Origin of the sequence: Microcystis sp. Msp_OC_L_20101000_S702, assembly GCF_007095705.1 — a bacterium.
Taxonomy (GTDB): domain Bacteria; phylum Cyanobacteriota; class Cyanobacteriia; order Cyanobacteriales; family Microcystaceae; genus Microcystis; species Microcystis ichthyoblabe_A.
In genome coordinates this window covers 39765-61102 of record NZ_SFBO01000133.1, presented here as the reverse complement: position 1 = coordinate 61102, position 21338 = coordinate 39765, and the positions used below count along the sequence as shown (strand labels likewise).

General features: G+C 42.2%; 17 protein-coding genes, 2 pseudogenes and 1 riboswitch. Of the genes and pseudogenes, 12 read left to right on the top strand and 7 right to left on the bottom strand.

From position 1 onward, the window contains the following. Nucleotides 1-239: 239 nt before the first annotated feature. Nucleotides 240-485: a photosystem I iron-sulfur center protein PsaC gene (psaC, locus tag EWV60_RS14345; protein WP_002734319.1), complete on the bottom strand. Its 246-nt coding sequence runs from the start codon at nt 483-485 to the stop codon at nt 240-242. 251 nt (nt 486-736) lie between these two features. Between psaC and acs the strand changes: the two genes are divergently transcribed. From acs to EWV60_RS14330, 3 genes are all read left to right on the top strand, one after another. Next, nucleotides 737-2707: an acetate--CoA ligase gene (gene acs, locus EWV60_RS14340; RefSeq protein ID WP_016514843.1), complete on the top strand. Its 1971-nt coding sequence runs from the start codon at nt 737-739 to the stop codon at nt 2705-2707. Nucleotides 2708-3141: 434 nt separating this feature from the next. After that, nucleotides 3142-3717 (top strand): hypothetical protein, encoded by a 576-nt coding sequence (locus tag EWV60_RS14335; protein WP_287232943.1) that lies wholly within the window; start codon nt 3142-3144, stop codon nt 3715-3717. A gap of 39 nt (nt 3718-3756) precedes the next feature. Next, nucleotides 3757-4281 carry a GNAT family N-acetyltransferase gene (locus tag EWV60_RS14330; RefSeq protein WP_287232941.1) on the top strand — a complete coding sequence of 175 codons (525 nt, stop codon included), beginning with the start codon at nt 3757-3759 and terminating at the stop codon, nt 4279-4281. A gap of 127 nt (nt 4282-4408) precedes the next feature. On the opposite strand, the gene EWV60_RS14325 is transcribed toward EWV60_RS14330, so the two are convergent. The 4 genes from EWV60_RS14325 to rimI all read right to left on the bottom strand — a co-directional run bounded on the left by EWV60_RS14325 (nt 4409) and on the right by rimI (nt 7680). Then, nucleotides 4409-4915 carry a DUF1269 domain-containing protein gene (locus EWV60_RS14325; protein WP_002731545.1) on the bottom strand — a complete coding sequence of 169 codons (507 nt, stop codon included), beginning with the start codon at nt 4913-4915 and terminating at the stop codon, nt 4409-4411. 97 nt (nt 4916-5012) lie between these two features. Beyond that, nucleotides 5013-5630, bottom strand: a complete 618-nt coding sequence (locus tag EWV60_RS14320; protein WP_190721333.1) for a CP12 domain-containing protein — start codon at nt 5628-5630, stop codon at nt 5013-5015. A 242-nt stretch (nt 5631-5872) separates the two neighbouring features. After that, nucleotides 5873-7063 carry a glycosyltransferase family 4 protein gene (locus EWV60_RS14315; RefSeq protein WP_287232937.1) on the bottom strand — a complete coding sequence of 397 codons (1191 nt, stop codon included), beginning with the start codon at nt 7061-7063 and terminating at the stop codon, nt 5873-5875. A gap of 38 nt (nt 7064-7101) precedes the next feature. Next, entirely contained in the window at nt 7102-7680 is a 579-nt protein-coding gene (rimI, locus tag EWV60_RS14310) for a ribosomal protein S18-alanine N-acetyltransferase (RefSeq protein ID WP_287232946.1), read from the bottom strand. Nucleotides 7681-8281: 601 nt separating this feature from the next. Here rimI and EWV60_RS14305 point away from each other — a divergent pair. Next, nucleotides 8282-9262: a sodium-dependent bicarbonate transport family permease gene (locus EWV60_RS14305; protein ID WP_002793324.1), complete on the top strand. Its 981-nt coding sequence runs from the start codon at nt 8282-8284 to the stop codon at nt 9260-9262. A 73-nt stretch (nt 9263-9335) separates the two neighbouring features. Further along, a complete protein-coding gene (locus EWV60_RS14300) occupies nt 9336-9653 on the top strand; it encodes a P-II family nitrogen regulator (protein ID WP_287232935.1) in 318 nt (105 codons plus the stop codon). Nucleotides 9654-9807: 154 nt separating this feature from the next. Here the strand turns inward: EWV60_RS14300 and EWV60_RS14295 are convergent, their stop codons facing one another. After that, nucleotides 9808-10386 carry a DUF3172 domain-containing protein gene (locus EWV60_RS14295; RefSeq protein WP_002733879.1) on the bottom strand — a complete coding sequence of 193 codons (579 nt, stop codon included), beginning with the start codon at nt 10384-10386 and terminating at the stop codon, nt 9808-9810. A gap of 192 nt (nt 10387-10578) precedes the next feature. Continuing rightward, a riboswitch (cyclic di-AMP (ydaO/yuaA leader) is annotated at nt 10579-10709 on the top strand. Nucleotides 10710-10941: 232 nt separating this feature from the next. Here EWV60_RS14295 and EWV60_RS14290 point away from each other — a divergent pair. From EWV60_RS14290 to EWV60_RS14265, 3 genes and pseudogenes are all read left to right on the top strand, one after another. Then, nucleotides 10942-12279 (top strand): ArsB/NhaD family transporter, encoded by a 1338-nt coding sequence (locus tag EWV60_RS14290; RefSeq protein ID WP_287232933.1) that lies wholly within the window; start codon nt 10942-10944, stop codon nt 12277-12279. Nucleotides 12280-12385: 106 nt separating this feature from the next. Continuing rightward, nucleotides 12386-13559, top strand: a pseudogene (locus EWV60_RS23430) (glycosyltransferase family 4 protein). A 51-nt stretch (nt 13560-13610) separates the two neighbouring features. Next, nucleotides 13611-15626 carry an ABC transporter ATP-binding protein gene (locus EWV60_RS14265; RefSeq protein ID WP_287232925.1) on the top strand — a complete coding sequence of 672 codons (2016 nt, stop codon included), beginning with the start codon at nt 13611-13613 and terminating at the stop codon, nt 15624-15626. A gap of 177 nt (nt 15627-15803) precedes the next feature. Here EWV60_RS14265 and EWV60_RS23425 read toward each other — a convergent pair. Next, nucleotides 15804-16005: pseudogene (locus EWV60_RS23425) on the bottom strand (hypothetical protein). Nucleotides 16006-16023: 18 nt separating this feature from the next. On the opposite strand from EWV60_RS23425, the gene EWV60_RS14260 reads away from it, so the two are divergent. The 4 genes from EWV60_RS14260 to prfC all read left to right on the top strand — a co-directional run bounded on the left by EWV60_RS14260 (nt 16024) and on the right by prfC (nt 21294). Further along, nucleotides 16024-17394 (top strand): DNA cytosine methyltransferase, encoded by a 1371-nt coding sequence (locus tag EWV60_RS14260; protein WP_287232923.1) that lies wholly within the window; start codon nt 16024-16026, stop codon nt 17392-17394. A gap of 215 nt (nt 17395-17609) precedes the next feature. Beyond that, nucleotides 17610-18497 (top strand): adenine-specific DNA-methyltransferase, encoded by an 888-nt coding sequence (gene yhdJ, locus EWV60_RS14255; protein ID WP_002751178.1) that lies wholly within the window; start codon nt 17610-17612, stop codon nt 18495-18497. Beyond that, nucleotides 18478-19596: a hypothetical protein gene (locus EWV60_RS14250; protein WP_045357169.1), complete on the top strand. Its 1119-nt coding sequence runs from the start codon at nt 18478-18480 to the stop codon at nt 19594-19596. The genes yhdJ and EWV60_RS14250 overlap by 20 nt, the downstream gene beginning before the upstream one ends. A 63-nt stretch (nt 19597-19659) precedes the next feature. Beyond that, entirely contained in the window at nt 19660-21294 is a 1635-nt protein-coding gene (gene prfC, locus EWV60_RS14245) for a peptide chain release factor 3 (protein WP_002732604.1), read from the top strand. Nucleotides 21295-21338: the final 44 nt, after the last annotated feature.

The following is a 21338-nucleotide window of genomic DNA, read 5'->3' as shown; positions in this document are numbered from 1 at the left end:
GTCCATTAAGAAATGTTACAAATTACATGGGTACATCAAGAAAAGTTAAGGGGCGTATCCATTGATGGATAAGGGTTTTCGGCTATTATAGTATATATGTATGGGGGAAGTTCAGGAATTCAGCCAGCCCTAACTAAAATCTTCACTAGCGACGGGAGTATAACGAAAAAAGAGGACTGGTTAGTCCTCTTAACAAGATTAGTTTTCGCTAAATGTTAAACACAGAATGATTGCCGGGCCTAGTAGGCTAGACCCATGCTGCGGGTGGTTTCTGCTCCGAGATAAACCCGAATGCTTAAGAAATCCGTCGGACAAGCGGTTTCGCAACGCTTACAACCAATACAGTCTTCCGTGCGGGGAGAGGAGGCAATCTGGGCAGCTTTACAGCCATCCCAGGGGACCATTTCCAGCACGTCGAGGGGACAAGCCCGAACGCATTGGGTGCAACCGATACAGGTATCGTAAATTTTAACGCTATGAGACATTGAATTATGACTCCTTACCGAGTGTTCTCCATGTTAAATTTCGGGTTTATCGGTTAGTTTACCTTACAGCGATCTGTTCATCGCTCGATCGGTGACATAACTTTAAACTCTGTAACACTTGGGGCCAAATTGCGATCGCTAGTCGCATCTCGGCTAATCCTAAAATAGCCTTAAAGAATTGCTTGCCAAGGTTACGGGGGGAACCGAAAAAGGTAATCTGGATCGCAAGATAATTTATTTCGTTTGCCAGTATGACAGAAATAGCGATCGAATCGATCCTACAGGAAAATCGGCTGTTTCCTCCCAGTGCCGAATTTGCTCAGAATGCCACCATTAAAAGCCTTGAAGAATACCAGCAACTCTACGCCAAAGCCAAGGCCGATCCCCCAGCTTTTTGGGCCCAATTAGCCGAAAAAGAACTACATTGGTTTGAAAAATGGTCAGAGGTTCTTGACTGGCAGCCCCCCTTTGCTAAATGGTTCGTCAACGGCAAGATTAATATTTGTTACAACTGTATTGACAGACATCTCACCACCTGGAGACGTAATAAAGCCGCCATCATCTGGGAAGGAGAACCGGGGGACAGCCGCACCATTACCTACGAGCAGTTACACCGAGAAGTGTGTCAATTTGCCAACGCTTTAAAGGAATTAGGCGTTAAAAAAGGCGATGTGGTCGGAATTTATCTGCCAATGATTCCCGAAGCGGCCATCGCCATGTTAGCCTGTGCCAGAATTGGTGCGCCCCACAGTGTCGTTTTTGGGGGATTTAGTGCCGATGCTTTGCGCGATCGTCTTAATGATGCGGCCGCTAAGGTGGTAATCACTGCCGATGGTGGTTTCCGCAAGGATAAAGTCGTTGCTCTCAAGGAACAGGTGGATCTGGCCCTAGCCGATAATAGCGCCCCCAGTGTGGAAAAAGTTCTCGTTGTCCAGCGCAGCAAGGAACCCATCAATATGGTTGCCGATCGCGATTACTGGTGGCATGATCTACAAAAACAGGTATCTGCTAACTGTCCGGCCGAACCCATGGATAGCGAAGATATGTTATTTATCCTCTATACCAGTGGTTCCACCGGCAAACCGAAAGGAGTCGTCCACACCACCGGCGGTTATAATCTCTACACCCATGTCACCAGCAAATGGATTTTTGACCTGAAAGATACCGATGTTTACTGGTGTACTGCCGATGTGGGTTGGATTACCGGCCATAGTTATATCGTTTACGGACCGCTTTCCAATGGTGCCACCACGGTAATGTATGAAGGGGTTCCCCGTCCCTCTAATTTAGGCTGTTTTTGGGATGTAATCGAGAAATATCGGGTTAATATCTTTTATACTGCCCCCACTGCTATCCGCGCTTTTATCAAAATGGGTGAAGATATCCCCAATAGCCGGGATTTATCCTCTTTGCGCTTACTGGGAACTGTGGGAGAACCGATTAACCCAGAAGCGTGGATGTGGTATCACCGGGTTATCGGTAAGGAAAAATGTCCGATTGTTGATACTTGGTGGCAAACGGAAACCGGGGGGATTATGATTACTCCCTTACCCGGGGCAATTGCCACCAAACCGGGGTCAGCAACCCTACCTTTTCCCGGTATTATCGCCGCAGTGGTGGACTTAGAGGGCAATCCCACCCACGCGAATGAGGGGGGTTATCTGGTGGTCAAATATCCCTGGCCCGGTATGCTACGAACAGTCTATAAAAATCCCGATCGCTTCCGCAATACCTACTGGGAACAGATCGCCCCCAAAGATGGCCAATATCTCTATTTTGCTGGAGATGGTAGTCGTCAGGACGAGGACGGTTATTTCTGGGTAATGGGGCGCGTTGATGACGTGATGAGCGTTTCTGGCCACCGTTTAGGGACAATGGAGATCGAATCAGCTTTAGTATCTCATCCCGCGGTAGCAGAGGCGGCTGTGGTGGGACGACCGGATGAAATTAAAGGGGAAGAAGTCTATGCTTTTGTCACTCTGGAGGGGCATTATGAAGCGAGTCCGGAGTTAGCGCAAGCATTAAAGGATCACGTTGTCAAGGAAATTGGCATTATTGCTCGACCGGGAGAAATCCGTTTTACCGATGTACTGCCCAAAACGCGATCGGGTAAAATTATGCGTCGTCTCTTGCGAACTTTAGCATCAGGTCAAGAGATTTCTGGTGATACTTCTACTCTAGAAGATCGATCGGTTTTGGACAAATTGCGCCAAGGTGCCTAATTTAATTGGCAGTTTTTCTTAGTAGTTAGGGTGAGGAATGAGAGCTAATCTTATCTCACTCTAACGGGAGTGATCCTCGCTGAATATATTTGCTCAAGCACCAAATCCATAGCTAATAATAAATCCTGTTGAAAAGGTATAGGAGAATGGGAAGTGGGGAGTCGGTCGTCAATACCAAATTAGCTCGTAAGCTCTCTTAATTTTTTGTGTGATAAGTTTAGATTATCTAGAAGCGATCAATCTTTGTTTCCTTTGTGTCTTTGTGGTTCGTTCCACTCGGTCTCGCGTAGCGAGCGCGTTGCGACCGCCAGCAGGAATGTATCCTATAATATATTTTACCCACCGAACCCAAGAGAGCCGATCATACTTCATGTTTATAAGAAAGGCTATAATAATAAAAATAAGAGCAAATTGAAATTATAGGAGTTTAATCAATGACTACCACCACTGCTACGGATAATGATTTAAAAAGACTAGAAGATTTAATCCTCAATGGACAGAAGATAATCGAACATCGATTCAACGAGATCGACAATCGACTCACTACCATGGACAATCGACTCACTACCGTGGACAATCGACTCACTACCGTGGACAATCGACTCACCACCATGGAAACTCGACTCACTACAATAGAAACTCGACTCATTGAGGTGGACAATCGACTCACTACCGTGGACAATCGACTCACTACCGTGGAAACTCGACTCACTACCACGGAAACTCGACTGATTGAGGTGGACAATCGATTGAAGGTGATCGAGAATGGACAAGCGGAAATAAAAGCTGATGTCAAAAATATTCAAAAAGATACTACCGATTTAAAGATTGAACTGACGGAAGTTAAAGGTGATATTAAAACTCTTGATAGTAAATTTGATGACATGAATAAACGCTTAGAGAAAGTCGAAGGAACCCAAAAGAATCAAATTTGGACATTGATAACTGTCTTAAGTGGTTCCCTACTAGCAGTGGGATTTAGAAGTTTTTTTATCAACAATAATCCCTAATCTCAGCAAGAGAATTGCTATAATTTGCTCACTAAAACAATGAAAAGAGATCGCCTAATTCTCCGTCCTTGGCAACTACCCGCAGACAAAGAGTCTTTTTTTCAGATCTATCAAAATTCCGAAGTCACTGATTTTTTACCGAGAATTCGTCAGTTAGCCACGGATATTGAGAGTTTAAATGCCCATTTTTCCGAAAGATTAGCAACTATTCGTAATCAGGGTAATGGCAGCGATTGGTGGGCAATGATCGATCAAAAAAATAATCAGATTATCGGTTCGATAATTTTACAGAATTTACCCGATAACTACGGTTATCCTACCCCAGATAGCGAAATTGGTTGGCATTTACGGCGCGATTATTGGGGACAAGGATCTATAACCGAAGCGGCTAAAGTTATTCTAGAATACGGCTTAATCACCTTACAATTGCCGATTATCTACGCAGTGGTTAATCCCGATAATTATCGCTCAATTCGTGTCACGGAAAGATTAGGAATGCAATCAATGGGATTAACGAATAAATACTACGACACTGAAGCACTTTTATTCTTGATCGAAGCTTAAAGTTCATTAATAATTATTGATTGTTTCTTATTTTATAGCTGCTGTGGTTGTCATGCTAAACCCATTCTTGTTCAAAAAGCAAAAAGGGAAATATATTCCCTTTTTCTAGCTTTTATGGACCCATATCCTAAACGGTTTCGGGTTTAACACCTCTTTGGTCGAGAACTTTCTGTAATTCCGCTTCGTCGGTTTTGGTCAAAGAAGTGCGTAACACTTTACCTCCGTAGGGGGCCACTTCATCGAGGACTTTATCGGGGGTAACTTTTTGGACGAGAACAAAGAGAGCAGAGGTACTGGGCTGCAGGGTTTCTCCCAATTCGCGCATAAAATTGTCATCCACACCGATATCACTTAAAGCACCTCCCAAAGCGCCACCAGCAGCACCGAGGACAGCCCCTAATAAGGGGGATAAAAAGAGCATTCCGATTAATAACCCCCAGAAACTGCCACTAGCGGCTCCTGCTGCCGTTAAATTGACCGCTTGCTTGAGTTTAATCTGGCCATCTTTGTTTTTAACCACTACGGCAGCATCTTCTAGCTCGATGAGATGTTCCTGTTGCAGTTTAGCCAAAGTTAAACGAACTTCTTCTGCTTTAAATTCATCCTCATAGGCGATGACAAATAGATCAGCCATAATTTTTCCTCGATTATTAGCAAATAAAACCTTTATACACTACTTTTGCCGGATTAAAAAGTTTGAGGTATCGGAGAATACCGAAAACCCATGGCGATTAGGTGTCATAGATACGCGCTTCAAAAGCATCGGGATTTTCTTGACAGTATTCCTCAAAATAGGTTTTTTCCGGTTTTTTAGCGCGTTGGTGTGCCAATTCTGCCTGTAATTCCTCAACAACATCCCAAGCTGCGGCACAACCGGGAGAATTTGCCCCTTTTTCAGCACAGACTGCCCGGGCAATATCTCTCGCTTTGATAATCTCCGCTTCTAAATCAAGACTGCGGGGCTTCTCGACGGCGTTACCTTTATGGAGGATGTCACTAACAGAGATAACACCGAGCAAACCGCCTTTAATTACCGGTGCGAAACGAATACCGGTATTAGCAAATAAGCGGGCTACATATTCAACCCCGAGGTCGGGATTAATCACGATGCAGGGTTTGCTCATCACTTCATAGACGCGCACTTTTTGCGGATCTTGACCGAAAGCGACGACTTTATAGACAATATCGGTTTCGGTGATAATTCCGTAAGCATCTTCATCGTGACGGCGATCAACAATGAGAGTTCTAATGTTCTTTTCTCTCATCAATTGCACCGCTTTGGCAACGGTTTCAGAACCTTTAATCTTGGCCACCTCCGTGGTCATAATTTCAGCTGCTTTCATAGTCATATTTGGAGAAGTTAAGTTGTGCCTTTGTTATTTTAGGGTATAAACTGACCCCTAATACTGACGGCGGCTCTCTTAGGTTTGGTGGGTAAAATGTATTCTAAGATACATTCTTCCTAGCGAGGGGGTGGAACGAACCACAAAGACACAAAGGACACAAAGATTGATCGATCCTATGTAAGTTAAACTTATCACACAGAACCTAGAAGAGCCTGACGGCTGACGGCTAAAAAACCGCTCCCTGATTAACGCCATTCCACCAGTTGTCGTTCTTGGACAACCAAACCATATACTGTCTCGGTTTGACGGGCTAAATTTGCCCAATGAAAGCGTTTTTCTAGGTCTTCGTAGGCGTTATTAACTAATTCGTGGGCGTATTCAGGATGATTTAAAACCTCTAAAATGCCCCAAGCGAGGGAATCAGGATTATTGACCCGGGTGACAATTCCCGTTTGGCCATGACGGACAACTTCGGGAAAACCGCAGGTATCGGAAACTACCACGGGAACCCTAGCGGCGAAACTTTCCAGGGCGACAATGCCAAAAGGTTCGTAAAGACTGGGAAAAACGGCACAATCGGCCACGGTTTGGAAGCGATCGAGGTTTTCATCGGACATAAAGCCCGTAAAATAACAATGATGCCAGATACCGAGATGCCAGGCCTGTTGTTTAAGTTTGTCGGTATTGCCGCCACCGATAATAACAAATTTAGTTTTAGCCCCAGTCTGAGCGAGGACTTTTGGGGCAGCGTTGAGTAACACCGAAACCCCCTTTTCAAAGGTCATGCGCCCGACGTAATAGACGATTTTTTCGTAATCTTCGGCATATTGATGACGAAAAGCTCGGTAATCAAAGTTAGGGTCTCTTTGCTTTTTCTCGGCCCGAATACCGTTATAAACCACATCGATTTTATCCCAGGGTGCGCCCAAAGCTCGATGGACTTCATGACGCATATAGCCGGTACAGACGATGACGCGCCAAGCATTATAGACGAGGGTTCCCTCTTTGCCGGCGATATAGCGTTGGGTGTCGGTGTGCAGTCCGTTATAACGTCCGTATTCCGTGGCGTGAATCGTGGCAATCAGGGGTATTTTAAAGAGATGTTTCAAGGCGATGGCTGCATCCCCTACTAACCAATCGTGGGCATGAACAAGGTCAAATTTTCCGTATTCGGCGATTAGTTTGCCGCCTTGTTGCCCCATGCTGTTATTCATGTTGACCACCCAATGGAAAAAGTCATTGCCGGGGGGTACGGGGACGCGGTGGATGTGAATACCTTCCACCAGTTCATAACTGGGGGCCTGACCGAATTCGATCGTGATTAAATGGACTTCATGACCGAGTTTGACGATTTCGGGATAGAGTTCGGCAACATGACGGGCGATACCGCCCACTAATCGCGGTGGAAATTCCCACGCCAAGACTAAAATCCTCATTTTTCCCTAACCTCGACCTGATTTAAGCTTGTAGGTAATCATTGCATCCCCATGGTATCTATTTTGGCTCTGGTTTCTTCCTCTAATTGCCACTCTCCCTGCCCCAGTCTGGAGAGGATTTCTTGTCGCCACTTGTTTAATTGTTCCTGAAAAGCGGCCGTTTGTAGATCGTTGCGCCAGAAAATTAGGGCTGATTCGCCAGTTTGCGAATAATAATTTTTCCGCTCTCCAGCGACGCGGAAGCCAAAATGCTCGTAGAGTGCGATTGCTGACTGGTTCGATACCCTTACCTCTAGCGTAGCCCTTTCCAGTTGTCTTTGTACAGCCTTTTCAAGCAGTTTGTAGAGAAGCAGTTTTCCTAATCCTTGTCTTTGATAGTCGGGATAAATTGCCAGGAGGGTAATATGCGCTTCTTCGAGAATTGCCCAAAAACAAGCCAATCCGATTAGGGTTTCGTCCTTCTGGTCCGGGGTAAGAATTAATAATTCACTGTTGGGGCTGTTTAATTCCCGTTCATAACCAGATAGGGTCCAAATACCGCCGAGACTGCTGCGATCAAGTGCTACCATGGCGGCAAGATGCTCTGATTTTGGGGTTTTAAGCTGGATTTTTGGCATTGATCGGGGAACGGGAGTGGGGTGTGGGGTGTAGAGTGTGGGGTGTGGGGTGTAGGGTGTGGGGTGTGGGGAGAAGCTTTTTTCAGTGTTGCCAAAGGCACGGCGTAGCCGTCCAGTAAACAGTAAACAGTAATCAGTGAACTGAAAACTCACATCTGATAACTGATAAATGTTGGTCAAAGATAAGCAAAAGTTATTTATTGACTGCAAAAACTTGAGAATATTTAAATTAACATTTCGCAATATTTATAAATTCTTAAGAATTAATTGAGAAAGATTTTTATTTAACAACGATGTTATCATGGTTACAGCGATTTTACTGAATTTCATAATGGGTTATCTTGTGCTTTTTTGGGCAGCAATGGCTGAAACCCTTGCCACACCTAGAAGGTGATCCTAATTAAGACGGGTAAATCAGTCAATTTCACCCACAACGATGATCTTTTTTTTGTGTAGTTTTATTGCAAAAAAAAAGTTTTTTTGACAAAAAGCACAAAGTATGATAGAGACTAACGTATTTCTGGCTGCGAGTAATTATCATTGTCCCAGTATTCTCAAAATCGAATAGTATAGATTGAAATAACTCAATGTACGCAAACCTATGGATGGCAGCTTAATCCTGTTCAATATTCTCAATCCGCCGGTTTTGTTCTTTTTCTTAGGAATGCTGGCAGTATTTTTTAAATCCGACCTAGAGATTCCCCAACCACTGCCTAAACTCTTTTCTCTCTATCTTTTGATGGCGATTGGTTTCAAGGGAGGTTATGAACTAGCGAAAAGTGGCATCAATAACCAAATCGCTTTAACCTTGATTGCCTCCGTGGTTATGGCTTGTATCGTTCCCATTTACACTTTCTTTATCCTGAAAATTAAACTCGATAGTGCCAATGCAGCAGCGATCGCAGCAGCCTATGGTTCCATTAGTGCCGTTACTTTCATCACTGCCAGTTCTTTTTTAGAAAAACTTCATATTTCCTATGGCGGTCACATGGTAGCGGCCTTAGCTTTAATGGAATCGCCGGCGATTGTAGTGGGTTTAATCCTGGTGCGAGTCTTTAAAGAGAAAAATGGCGAAGAAGAAGCGTTTTCTTGGTCAAAGGTTCTACATGAAGCCTTTTTAAATGGTTCGGTATTTCTCTTAGTCGGTAGTGTTGTGGTTGGTATGCTCACGGGGGAAAAAGGCTGGGAAAAACTACAACCTTTCACTCAAGGGATTTTTTATGGTGCGTTAACTTTCTTTCTCCTTGATATGGGATTAGTGGCGGCGAAAAGAATCCGGGAATTAGGCAAAACTGGTTCTTTTCTCATCGGTTTTGCGGTATTCATTCCCGTCATCAATGCTATGGTTGGCATTCTCATCGCTAAGGTTCTCGGATTTGAACAGGGCAATGCTTTATTATTCGCTGTTTTGTGTGCCAGTGCCTCTTATATTGCTGTTCCTGCGGCCATGAGAATGACTGTTCCTGAAGCTAATCCTAGTTTATACGTTTCTATGGCCTTGGCTTTAACTTTTCCCTTCAATATCGTCATCGGTATTCCTCTGTACCTAGAGATGATCAAAATCATTGGCTGTGGAGTCTAAAAAGCCAGGCGGTTTTTAAATAATTCCTGTCAAAATTTTTCTCTTTCACTTGTCCTTTTGTTACTGAACTACCATGCTTGAATCCCCTCATCCTTCCCTACAAACTGTCAAAAAAGTGGACATAATTGTTAGTCATGCTCTTCTGGAAGAGACCTTAAGCGTTCTTGATGTTGTCGGAGTTTCCGGTTATACCGTCTTTGGCAATGCTTCGGGAAAAGGCGATCGAGGTTTATCCCGTGATGACTTGGATTGTGATTACAGTGGTAACTACATTATGACGGTTTGTAATAGTGACGAACAACTTAATCGTCTGATCGATAAAATTCAGCCTTTTTTAAAAAAAGCTGGCGGAATTTTTGTAGTGACTACGGCCCAATGGCTAACTCATTAGACCTCTTGTAAAAATCAAAAATTGTCTTAGTTAATTAGGAGTCAGTCCCGATGAAAAAATTTTCACCCCCACAGATGAAAGAGGTTTCCTTCCCTACACCCCACACCCCACACCCTCTTTCAAGTCATCAGTCAGGAGAACGATCTTTTCCAGTTTAGAATTTATCTGTATCTGGTCTGGGACCAACAGCGCCAGCAGGATTAACAAAAAGATTCCCACCGGCTTCATTTTGGAAGATACAATCGATTTTCGGTTTGCCTTCCAAGGGGCCGGTATAACCAAAGGTATTCATCCGGTTTTTACAACTTTGTACCTGCTGTCCATCGACTAATTTTTGTTGTTCTAAAATTGACCAGTTATTGCGTCGCAAAACGCAACCGGGTTGCATGACTGGTTGGGTAACAAAAACATTAAAGGGGTTAAGGGTGACATAAACCCGCAAATCGGTGACAATGGCACTGGCCCCAAATTGCACGCATAATTCCGCATTGGGGGCGCTGCGATCGATTACTTCTCGGGAAGCGACGTTTTCGGGGCTAAAATTAGCGGTAGAACTGAATACCAGACCGAGACCCACTCCTAGTACAAAAATACCACCAATCAGGGCGATCATGGCATAGTTCAATTTTGCCAATAGGCCTCCGGGGGACGAAGCGCGGGAGTCATCGCCATAGGAGCGGTCATAATCACGATCACGCGATCGAGGAGGAGTATAACGAGGTCTTCTATTCATAGAAATTTCTTTCTCCTGTGGCTGCTATGGCGGTCAGTCGTTAGCTATTAGCTTATCATTGTTCTATCCTAGCAACCCGGGGGATAACCGACAGGATAGGTCTGGTATAGGGCTATATCGTTTTTTTTGGGTTAGTATGCTATGGTAGATCACTAAACAGAGTAAGTCAGCCTAATCCAAGTTTCTATGCTAGATATTAGCTAGACAAATTCGGAGCGGAGGAACCACATTTGGGGGCGTATTTCTAGATTTTTTAGCCTAGAAAAGGATATCTCTCTATCCTAGCCCGTCAGCTAACTTCGTCGGCGTGGGGGGGAAGACTGAAGCATCACTACATTCCTAGTAATGTCTTGATCGGTTCAGTTATGTCGCTGGTACTACTTGATAGTCATAACTCAAAGGAGACATTGTTTATGGGGATTCTCATGTCAGCTTACCGATCACAACAATTTTAAGATTTTCCGTAGATAACCATATTTTCTATGAGTTTGCTGTACATTTTTCGAGCAAACTTTTAGTTGTATCGAGAAACCAAGAGTAAAAACAGGATCAAAAATGCTGGAATCTTTACCAATGTGGATTGCTGCGATGACTTTTATTGCAGTCATTGTGGTTATTATGTTCGAGTGGCTTCATATTACCGTAGCGGCTTTACTGGGAGCTTTAATCTTAGTTTTTACCCATATCATGACTCTCCAGGAAGCGGTGGGTTATATCAGTCGTAGTTATGCCACTCTTACCCTGTTTTTTGGGGTGATGGTGTTAGTAAGAGCCTTTGAACCAACGAAAATTTTTGATTATTTAGCAGCACAAATGGTGCTTTTAGCCAAGGGACAGGGCAAATTATTACTAATAGGAATAGTCGCTATTACTACCCCAATCTGTGCGGTATTACCCAACGCCACCACGGTGATGTTATTAGCACCTTTAATTCCGCCCTTAGCTCAAGATATAGGGGTAGATTTTGTGCCGCTCTTAATCCTGATGGTTTTCGTGGCCAACAGTTCTGGATTATTAACTATTGTTGGTGATCCCGCTACTTATATTGTTGGTGATTCTATTAATATCACCTTCATGGAATACCTACAGCGTTTAAGTTTAGGTGGTGCCTTGGCAGTGATTACCATTCTGGTTATGTTACCTTGGTTATTCCCCAAAATCTGGCGGACAAAATTCGAGCATTTAGAAGACTTACCCCATCCGAAAATTAATCATCCTCGCGTCTTAGCTCTGGGGGGGATTATCGTCTTTTTGGTCTTATTTTTATTCGTCGTCGGCGAATCTTTTCCTGTACCCCTTGCTCCTGCTGCCGTTGCTCTGATGGGGGCAGCTTTAGCCCTACTTTTAGCCCAGCAATCGAAGATAGATACGGTGCATAATATTCTCCGGGATGTGGACTGGAGTACCCTATTATTTTTTATGTCGATTTTTGTGCTAATTGGCGGTTTAGAAAAAACTGGCGTAGTTAATAGTGTATCGGGACTTCTGGCGATAATTTTAGGCCAAAATATCTTTTTAGGTTCTCTAGTCTTGCTGTTTTTTGTCGGACTTGTTTCCAGTGTCGTTCCGAATATTCCCCTAGTGGTGGCCATGGTTCCACTACTGAAACAGTACCTTGTTAATGTTAATTTAGTCGGGACGGAGGTTCTTTCCCCCGATTATGCCGGTTCTTTTCCCCCAGAAGTTTTACCGCTTTTCTATGCGATGATGTATGGAGCCACCCTAGGGGGTAATGGTACTTTAGTGGGAGCTTCTTCTAATATTGTCGCCGCCGGCATCGCCGAACAACACGGGGGCAAAATTACTTTTCACACCTTCCTGCGCTACGGTTTACCGGTGATGTTTACTCAGTTAGTCGTCTCGGCTATGTATATGTTAGTTTTCTTTGTCTAGTCTATCTCTGGGGATATTAATGTTAAGTCCGTTTAAGATTGACAAAATCGTTAACATTGATTAACATTCTTCTATCGTGCTAGATAATCTGGATTGAGCGGCGACCGTGAACAAAAAAATCTCTGTTTTAGCACCAGATTTATCCGGTGGTGGTGGCACAAGAGTCTATTTGATTGCTCAAGTCTTGCAACAGCTAAACTGTCAGGTGACGGTTTATGGTCCGATTTTTGGCTGGGAAATCTATCCAACCCCACCGGGGAATAAATATAGCGGTGGTATCGGTCAAAGGCAATAATTATCCCCAGTTTTTTGGCCAGATCAAAACTTTACTTGATCGCCTCTCCGGAGAGATTATCTATGGGGTTAAACCCCGTCCCACCAGTTTCGGCATCGGTTTACTGAAACGTTTTTTTCCCACGTCCCCTAATTCTCGATATTGACGATTGGGAAATGAGTTGGTTTGGTGGTGATCGATGGTCTTATCGTCCTTATCCCCGACAATTAGCTAGGGATATACTCAAAAAAATGCTGCGCTTAGGGATCCGAATCACCCTCTTTATCTGTGCTGGCTGGAAAATTTAATTAACCGTGCCGATGCGGTGACGGTTAATAATCAATTTTTGCAAAAGCGTTATGGGGGGATTTATTTACCGAATGGCAAGGATACGTAACTTTTCGATCCCAATCTTTACGATCCCGTCGCTTGTCGTCAAAAATACGGTTTATCTGCCTATAAAGTCTTAATGTTCCAGGGTACAGCTAGACCCCACAAAGGTTTAGAAGATGTCTTAATCGCTTTAGATCAAATTGGTGATCCTGATTTTAAATTGGTGGTGGTGGGAGGTCGCCAAATCGGGGATGGTTATCTGGATAGTTTGCTAGAAAAAGGTCAACCTTGGTTAATTCATTTACCTGCTCAACCGATCGATCAAATGCCGGAAGTTATTGCCGCTGCCCATGCTATTATCGTTCCCCAGAGGGATGAAGCTACGGCTAACGCCCAATTTCCGATTAAACTTACCGATGGTATGGCGATGGCTAAACAGATTATTTCCACTAAAGTGGCAGATATTCCCGAAATTTTAGCTTATATTGGCTATTTAGTCGAACCTCGATCGCCAGAACAACTAGCTGCTATGATTAGCGAAGTTTTTAATCATCTCGACTCGGCTAATGCACGAGGAATAAAAGCGAGAGAGCGCTGTATCGCCTCCTATAGTACCACCGCCATGGCGACAACTCTCTCTCGCCTAATTACTTCTCTGGAAGCAAAATATTAGAGTCTAGCGAGTAGGATAATTGACCGTTCACTGTTTACTTTATTACTTGCGATGAATCCTAATCAAATTCTGCTTAAATATACGCTGAAACACTGGATATTAGTGGTTTCCAGCATTATTATCGGGTTTGTCAGTACCATATTTAATGGGGTAGGAGCTATTTTAGTTATCCCCTTACTAATTTATTTTATTAATCCCGAAAATGATATCTTAAAAAATGCCCCCCACATTATCAAAAAGCTGCTCTCCGTTTTCGAGGTTTTCTCGGTCGATACTCGTTTTTTCTGGATGTTTGCGTCGATATTATTGATTTTAATTCTCAAGCACATTACCAATTTTGTTAGTAATTTGCTAGGTACTTACTTGTCTTTGATTATGGCAAGAGATATGCGAATTGATTCAGTTATTCTGCTGCTAGAAGTGGATATAGATTATTATGTAAAAAGTAAAATAGGAGATATTTTTAATCGTTTCATGTCGGAGATTAATCGAGCCGTGGGATCAATTAGAAATTACATTGGCTTGGTTAAGATTGTCGCCACAGCTTTCATGTACTTGGCTATTTTATTATCAATTTCTTGGCAATTAACTATTCTTTCTAGTGTTTTGGGTGGCTTTTTAGCTCTGCTTAATCAATACTTTGTCAAGAGATCAAAAAAGTTTGGAGAGATTATCACCGTAACGGCTAAACAGCAAAGTAATAAACTGTTGGAACTGTTAACGGGAATTCGCCTAATTAAAGCAGTAGGAAATGAAAGATACGAATTAAAATCTATTGTGGAAGATATCGAAGCTAGGGAGAAAGCGGGTTTAGATGCCCAGACTAATAATGCTGTAATCGGACCGCTCAATGAGATCGGTGGGGTAATTATTATTGCTTTAATTATCATTGCTGGTCGTTATCTTTTTAATGAACAACTGCAAGCTTTAGCGACAATTTTATTGACCTATCTCTATGTGCTTTTCCGGGCCTTGCCGATAGTTAGTCAAATTAACGGTGTTAGGAGTAGTCTATTGGGTGATGTTTCCGCAGTAGAGGTGGTAGCGGATTTTCTCATTCGAGAGAATAAACCATTTATGACTAATGGCTCTATTCCCTATCAAAGATTAGAGACAGGTATTCATTTTGATAACGTCCAATTTTCCTATCCCAGTCATCAAGAATTAGTTCTCAAGGGCATCGATCTGTGGATTCCAAAAGGAAAAATGATCGCTCTTGTTGGTGCTTCGGGGGCGGGAAAATCGACAATTGCTGATTTATTACCACGCTTTTATGATCCTACAGCCGGGAGAATTCTTTTTGACGGTCACGATTTACGCCATTATGATCTCAAATCCTTGAGAAAAGCGATGGGAATAGTCAGTCAAGACACTTTTCTCTTTAATAATTCTCTCCGTTTTAATATTGCCTACGGATTAAGCGATGTTAGTGATACAGAAATTTTAGAAGTGGCAAAAAGGGCGAATGCCTACGAGTTTATCTCCAAACTGCCGGAAGGACTGGATACGGAAATTGGCGATCGGGGAGTGAGACTTTCGGGAGGACAAAAACAAAGATTAGCGATCGCTCGTGCCTTACTGCGAGAGCCAGATATTCTCATTCTCGATGAAGCCACCAGTGCTTTGGATACAATTTCTGAGCGTTTAGTACAGGAAGCGATCGATGAACTCTGTCGCGAGCGGACTACTCTTGTGATCGCTCACCGTCTTTCCACTGTTCAAAAAGCCTATCAAATTGTGGTGCTGGACAAGGGAAAAGTGGCAGAAATCGGCAATCACGAGGAATTATTAGCTCAAGGTGGTCATTATGCCCGTTTACACGCTCTGCAATTTAGTGATAGCAAAGGGGCTGACTCTAAGAATAGGGAAAATGAGCAAAAAAGAAAAGCTTATTTATCCTACGAAGCGAGAAGCAGTCTTAATAGTCTTTTAGGTTCTTTGCGTCTGGTATCTGAGGATTTAATCGATGATTCTCAGGAGAAACAGGAAATTTTAGAAGAATCCTGTAGTTCAGCTATGCGACTTCTCCGCATTATCGAAGACTACGAGTATTCCTCGACTCGATAGATCTCCTGCAAAAATCAAAAATCTTCCGTTAGGTGAGGAGTCAGTCTCGATGAAAAAATTTTCACCACCAGAGATGAAAGAGGTGTCCTTCCCTACACCCTACACCCCACACCCTACACCCTCTTTCAAGTCAGGAGACAGGAAATTTGCAGGAGGTCTCTAGAAAAAAAACTTAAGTTATACTAAAATAATTAGTACAGATAGGCATCTTCCCAGACGGTGAAAAGGAATTATTGACCCTTGAAAACGGTTCTTCGTTACTTGGTATGGTTCGATAGTTAATTGATTAGTTCGCTCCAGATCGCAAACAATTGACAAAAATTGCGGTAATGTCTGTTTCTATAAGGGTTTCATCCCTTATAACCCCCGTCCATTGCATAACACAAACCGAAGAACCTTGAAAACTACAGTTAAAGTCAGCAGACAAACCCAATTACCCCTACATCTAGTTATTACCCATCCCCAGTATCGTTTTATCGATTTATTCGCGGGAATCGGTGGGTTTAGAATCGCTTTGGAGAAATTGGGAGGACGTTGTTTAGGCTATTCAGAAATCGATAAACAGGCCATCCAAGTTTATCAACAAAATTTTATTAGCTATCTCAACAGCGATGAAATTGCTTTCGGAGATGTGAGTAAAATCAGCAATTTACCCGATAATCTTGATCTTATTGTCGGCGGCGTTCCCTGTCAACCTTGGTCGGTGGCGGGATGTTTACGGGGATTTGAAGATCCCCGGGGAAAACTCTGGTTTGATGTGATTAAATTAGTCCAGAAAAGTCAACCGAAAAGCTTTATTTTCGAGAATGTCAGTGGTTTAGCTAGTCCTCGCAATCGGGAGAATTTACAATTAATTATCGATGAATTAACCAGCTGTGGTTATCAAGTTTACTGGCAGTTATTAAATGCCTACGATTTTGGTTTACCCCAGAATCGCGAGAGAGTTTTTATCGTAGGAATTAGAAAAGATATAGACAACTATGATCGGTTTAAATTTCCTTTACCTTTGGGTATCCATCCGAAGGTTTTGGATATTTTAGAAGACATCAAAAATATTCAACCCGTCGAGAAAGTTAAGTTATCAGCAGATACTTTATTTAATGGTTTTGTTCCTCCATCGAGAACTCGTTTTCAAAAAGAAGATGAATTAAATGACTTCTTTATTTTTTCTGATTTAAGAAATGGCCACACAACTATTCATTCTTGGGATATTATCAAAACTACGGAACGACAAAAAAGTATCTGTTTAGCTTTGCTGAAATTAAGACGCAGTAAAAAGTATGGCGAAAAAGATGGTCATCCCGTGGCTTTTTCTGCTTTTTTGGAAATTATACCCGACCTAAAAATTGAGGAACTAAATCAGTTAGTTTCTCTTGGTATTTGTTGGCAAACGCAGGAGGGTAAGTATGAATTTATTAACTCGAAAAATATGACGGGAATTAACGGCATTTATCGGATTATTTTACCGACGGCCGATATTATTCCTACCCTAACCGCTACGGGTGCTAAAGATTATATTGCCACTATTTCAATTACCGCTACTCATCCCCAAGAATACAAACAATTGTTTTTAAAGAAAATCTATAAACCCAAAAAGTTTCGAGAAATTACTCCCCAAGATGCGCGTAAATTACAAGGATTCCCCGATAATTTTATCTATCATCCACAGCCGGCTATCGCTAAAAAACAATTCGGAAATGCTGTTCCTATCACTGTAGTGGAAGCAGTGGCTAGAAATTTACTAGAAATAATTCGTCCCGATTATTAGACTGCGGGATACTGACTCATCTTAAAATATTTAAAGGCTTAAAAATCCAAGTTTTTGTTGTGGGGAGTCGGTCGTCAGAAGTCGGTCATCAATACCAAATTAGGTTATACTTCATCTTTATGAGAAAGTCTGTAAATTATCCTAATTGCTAAGGAGGTTAAAAATTGAGACATTTCCTACTAAAAATCTAACTACTTTAAATTGAAAAAATGATCATGTTTAAACGATACGAAGCTGATGAGCAAGTTATATTTCATGGTGATTCTTTGCCGATTTTATCCAGTGAGATTGCCTCTAATTCTGTAGATCTAATTTTTCTCGATCCTCCCTATAATATAGGTAAGCACTTTGCCGATTTTTACGACAAATGGGAATCGGAAAATGATTATATAAATTGGGCAAATCAAATTCTTGATCAGTGTCTTCGTATCTTGAAACCCCAGGGAACATTATATGTTATGGCCAGCACTCAAGCAATGCCTTACTTTGATCTTTACTTAAGACAAAAAATGACGATTCTTAGTCGCATTATCTGGCATTATGATAGTTCAGGAGTACAAGCAACAAAATACTTTGGTTCGATGTATGAACCAATACTTCACTGTGTGAAAGATAAAAATAATTACACTTTTAATTCAAAGGATATTAAGATAGAAGCAAAAACCGGAGCAAAACGAAAACTAATTGATTATAGAAAAGCGATTCCGAGTCAATACAATACAGAGAAAGTACCGGGCAATGTCTGGTATTTCCCTAGGGTCAGATATCGCATGGATGAATACGAAAATCATCCCTCACAAAAACCTGAATCATTGCTAGAAAGAATTATTTTGGCCAGCACTGACAAGAGTGGAATTGTGCTTGATCCATTTGCAGGAACTTTTACAGCTGCAGCTGTAGCTAAACGTTTGGGAAGAATTTCTATTAGTATAGAATTACAAGAGGAGTATTTAAAAATTGGTCTTCGACGGATTCTCGGATGGCAAGAATACAAGGGAGAAAAGTTACTCCCTCCTCAAAAAAGCTATAGTAGAAAAAGCGAAAATAAACAAGAATCTAACTTTGTACAGGAGAGTCTTTTCGATGTCGATAGTAAAGCATGAATTCACCAAGATAATTATTAAAATTATCGATAATTACTTTCCCAATCAGGGAAATAGCATTTTAAATGCTAGTGAGTTATTGCAATATTTGAACATTAAAACTAGAGCCGCTAATCGAGGTTCTAAATCCCGAGCAGGATTGGCTAATCATTATGCCATTTATGTTTTAGTGGAAGACTATATTAATAATGAGTTTCATCTTAAGGATGGATACGACGAGTATCAAGGCGCTCAGTATATGACACTTTTTCGCAGGCAAAGGGAGCTTCCTTTTGGCGATAAATTACAAAATCATGCTCTCAATCATCGATTAAATCAGGAATTTAAAAAGTATTTTCCCACTTTATCTTATCTGCCTATAATTAGAGATGTTAAAACCAATAGATACTGGATTAATGAGAATCTAATTAAGTTTTATCTAGAGGGTAATCAAGTTAATATTGCGCCAGTGATTATAGATATAATTGATGCCTATGTGCAAACAAGACAAAAAGCATTTAATCAATTTATCAGCTATTGTCAACAGATGATTGATATTCAACAGCAAGATCCCCAGAAAGCTATTGAATTTATTCGGAGTTTACTCAGACCAAACATTGATGCTAGAGTTTTTGAGATTGTCAGTTATGCAATTCTTAAAGAGTATTATGGGGAACAGAAAATATATTGGGGGTGGTCGCCTGATCGCTTAAACTCTGAATACTTACTTTTATATAAAACTGGTCGAACAAATGCCAATGACGGGGGGATAGATTTTGTCATGAAACCCCTAGGACGATTTTTTCAAGTTACGGAAACGATAGCTGCTGATAAATATTTTTTAGATATTGATAAAGTGCAAAAATATCCCATTACTTTTGTGGTTAAAACCGAGCAGACTTGCGAGGAAATTTTAGAAAAAGTTGCGGAGCAAGCTAAGATAAGATACAAGATCAGGGCAATTGTCGAAAGATATCTAGAATCTGTAGAGGAAGTGATCAATATTCCCGAATTAATCAACCGTTTTGAGCGGGTTTTAGCTCAAGGTAAAGGAGGAGCGGTAATTGCAGAAATGGTTTTACAGAGCCGGATTGAGTTTAACCTAGAATCAGAGCCATAAAGAAAGATATCTAACTCCCCAGCTAAACTAGAATAGAAAGATAGGAAAGCGATCGAAATTAGAATGACGACCGAAATTGAAAAAGAACTAGAAACCAGCGAAGCTGTCTTGGAAAAACGGCGAAATTTTGCCATTATCTCCCACCCTGACGCGGGAAAGACCACCCTGACCGAAAAACTGTTACTATACGGGGGTGCAATCCATCAAGCGGGTGCAGTCAAAGCAAGACGCGACCAACGCAAAGCCACCTCCGACTGGATGGAAATGGAAAAACAACGGGGAATTTCGATTACTTCCACGGTTTTACAGTTCGATTATCGTGATTTTCAGATTAATCTCCTCGATACTCCCGGCCACCAAGATTTTAGCGAAGATACCTATCGTACCCTAGCCGCTGCCGATAATGCAGTGATGTTAATCGACGCGGCCAAAGGTTTGGAACCCCAAACGAGAAAACTCTTTGAAGTGTGCAAACTGCGACAGTTGCCTATCTTTACCTTTGTTAACAAAATGGATCGCCCCGGCCGCGAACCTCTGGATTTATTGGACGAAATCGAGCGAGAATTAGGATTACAAACCTATCCCGTCAATTGGCCGATTGGAATTGGCGATCGCTTTCGGGGAGTTTTTGATCGAGCCACCCAGACCATACACCTGTTTGAACGTCGCTCCCACGGCTCTCAGGAGGCGCAGGAAACCGTGATCGAGCTTGGCGACCCCAAAATTGAGGATTATCTCGAAAAAGACCTGTATTACCAGTTAAAAGAGGATATAGAACTACTCTCGGAATTGGGTGCAGAATTGGATTTGCCAGCAGTCCACGCAGGAGAAATGACCCCGATCTTTTTTGGTAGCGCCATGACCAATTTTGGGGTGAAATTATTCCTAGAATCCTTCCTCGACTATGGATTACCACCCAGAGGACGCAATTCCTCCCTCGGTGTCCTTGATCCCACCTATCCCGATTTCACCGGTTTTGTCTTTAAACTGCAAGCAAACATGGATCCCAAACATCGCGACCGGGTGGCCTTTGTGCGGGTATGTACGGGGAAATTCGAGAAGGATATGGTAGTAAACCACGCTAGAACCGGTAAAACTATCCGTTTATCCCGTCCTCAGAAACTTTTTGCCCAAGATCGGGCAGTTATTGAAGAAGCTTATCCCGGAGATGTGATCGGATTGAATAACCCCGGGGTCTTTGCGATCGGTGATACGATTTATATGGGTAAAAAGCTCGAATACGAAGGTATTCCCTGTTTTTCTCCGGAATTATTCGCCTATCTCAGAAATCCTAACCCTTCCAAGTTCAAACAGTTTCAAAAAGGAGTCTCGGAATTACAGGAAGAAGGGGCCGTACAGATATTATCCTCGATCGATGAATTTAAACGCGACCCGATTTTAGCCGCCGTCGGTCAATTACAGTTTGAAGTGGTGCAATTCCGTCTTTTAAGCGAGTACGGAGTCGAAACTACCCTCGAACCCCTAGCCTATAGTTTAGCCCGTTGGGTAGCCGGGGGTTGGGCCGCTTTAGAAAAAGCAGGTAAACTCTTTAATACTTTAACTGTCAAAGATTATTGGGGTCGTCCCGTCTTATTATTCAAAAATGAGTGGAATTTACAGCAAGTTAAAGAAGATCATCCCTCTTTGCAATTAAACTCGATCGCACCGGTAGGATCGGGAGTAGAACCGCAATCCTAACCCTTAATCCCCCAAGACAATTGCCGAACTGGTCAGGACAAGAT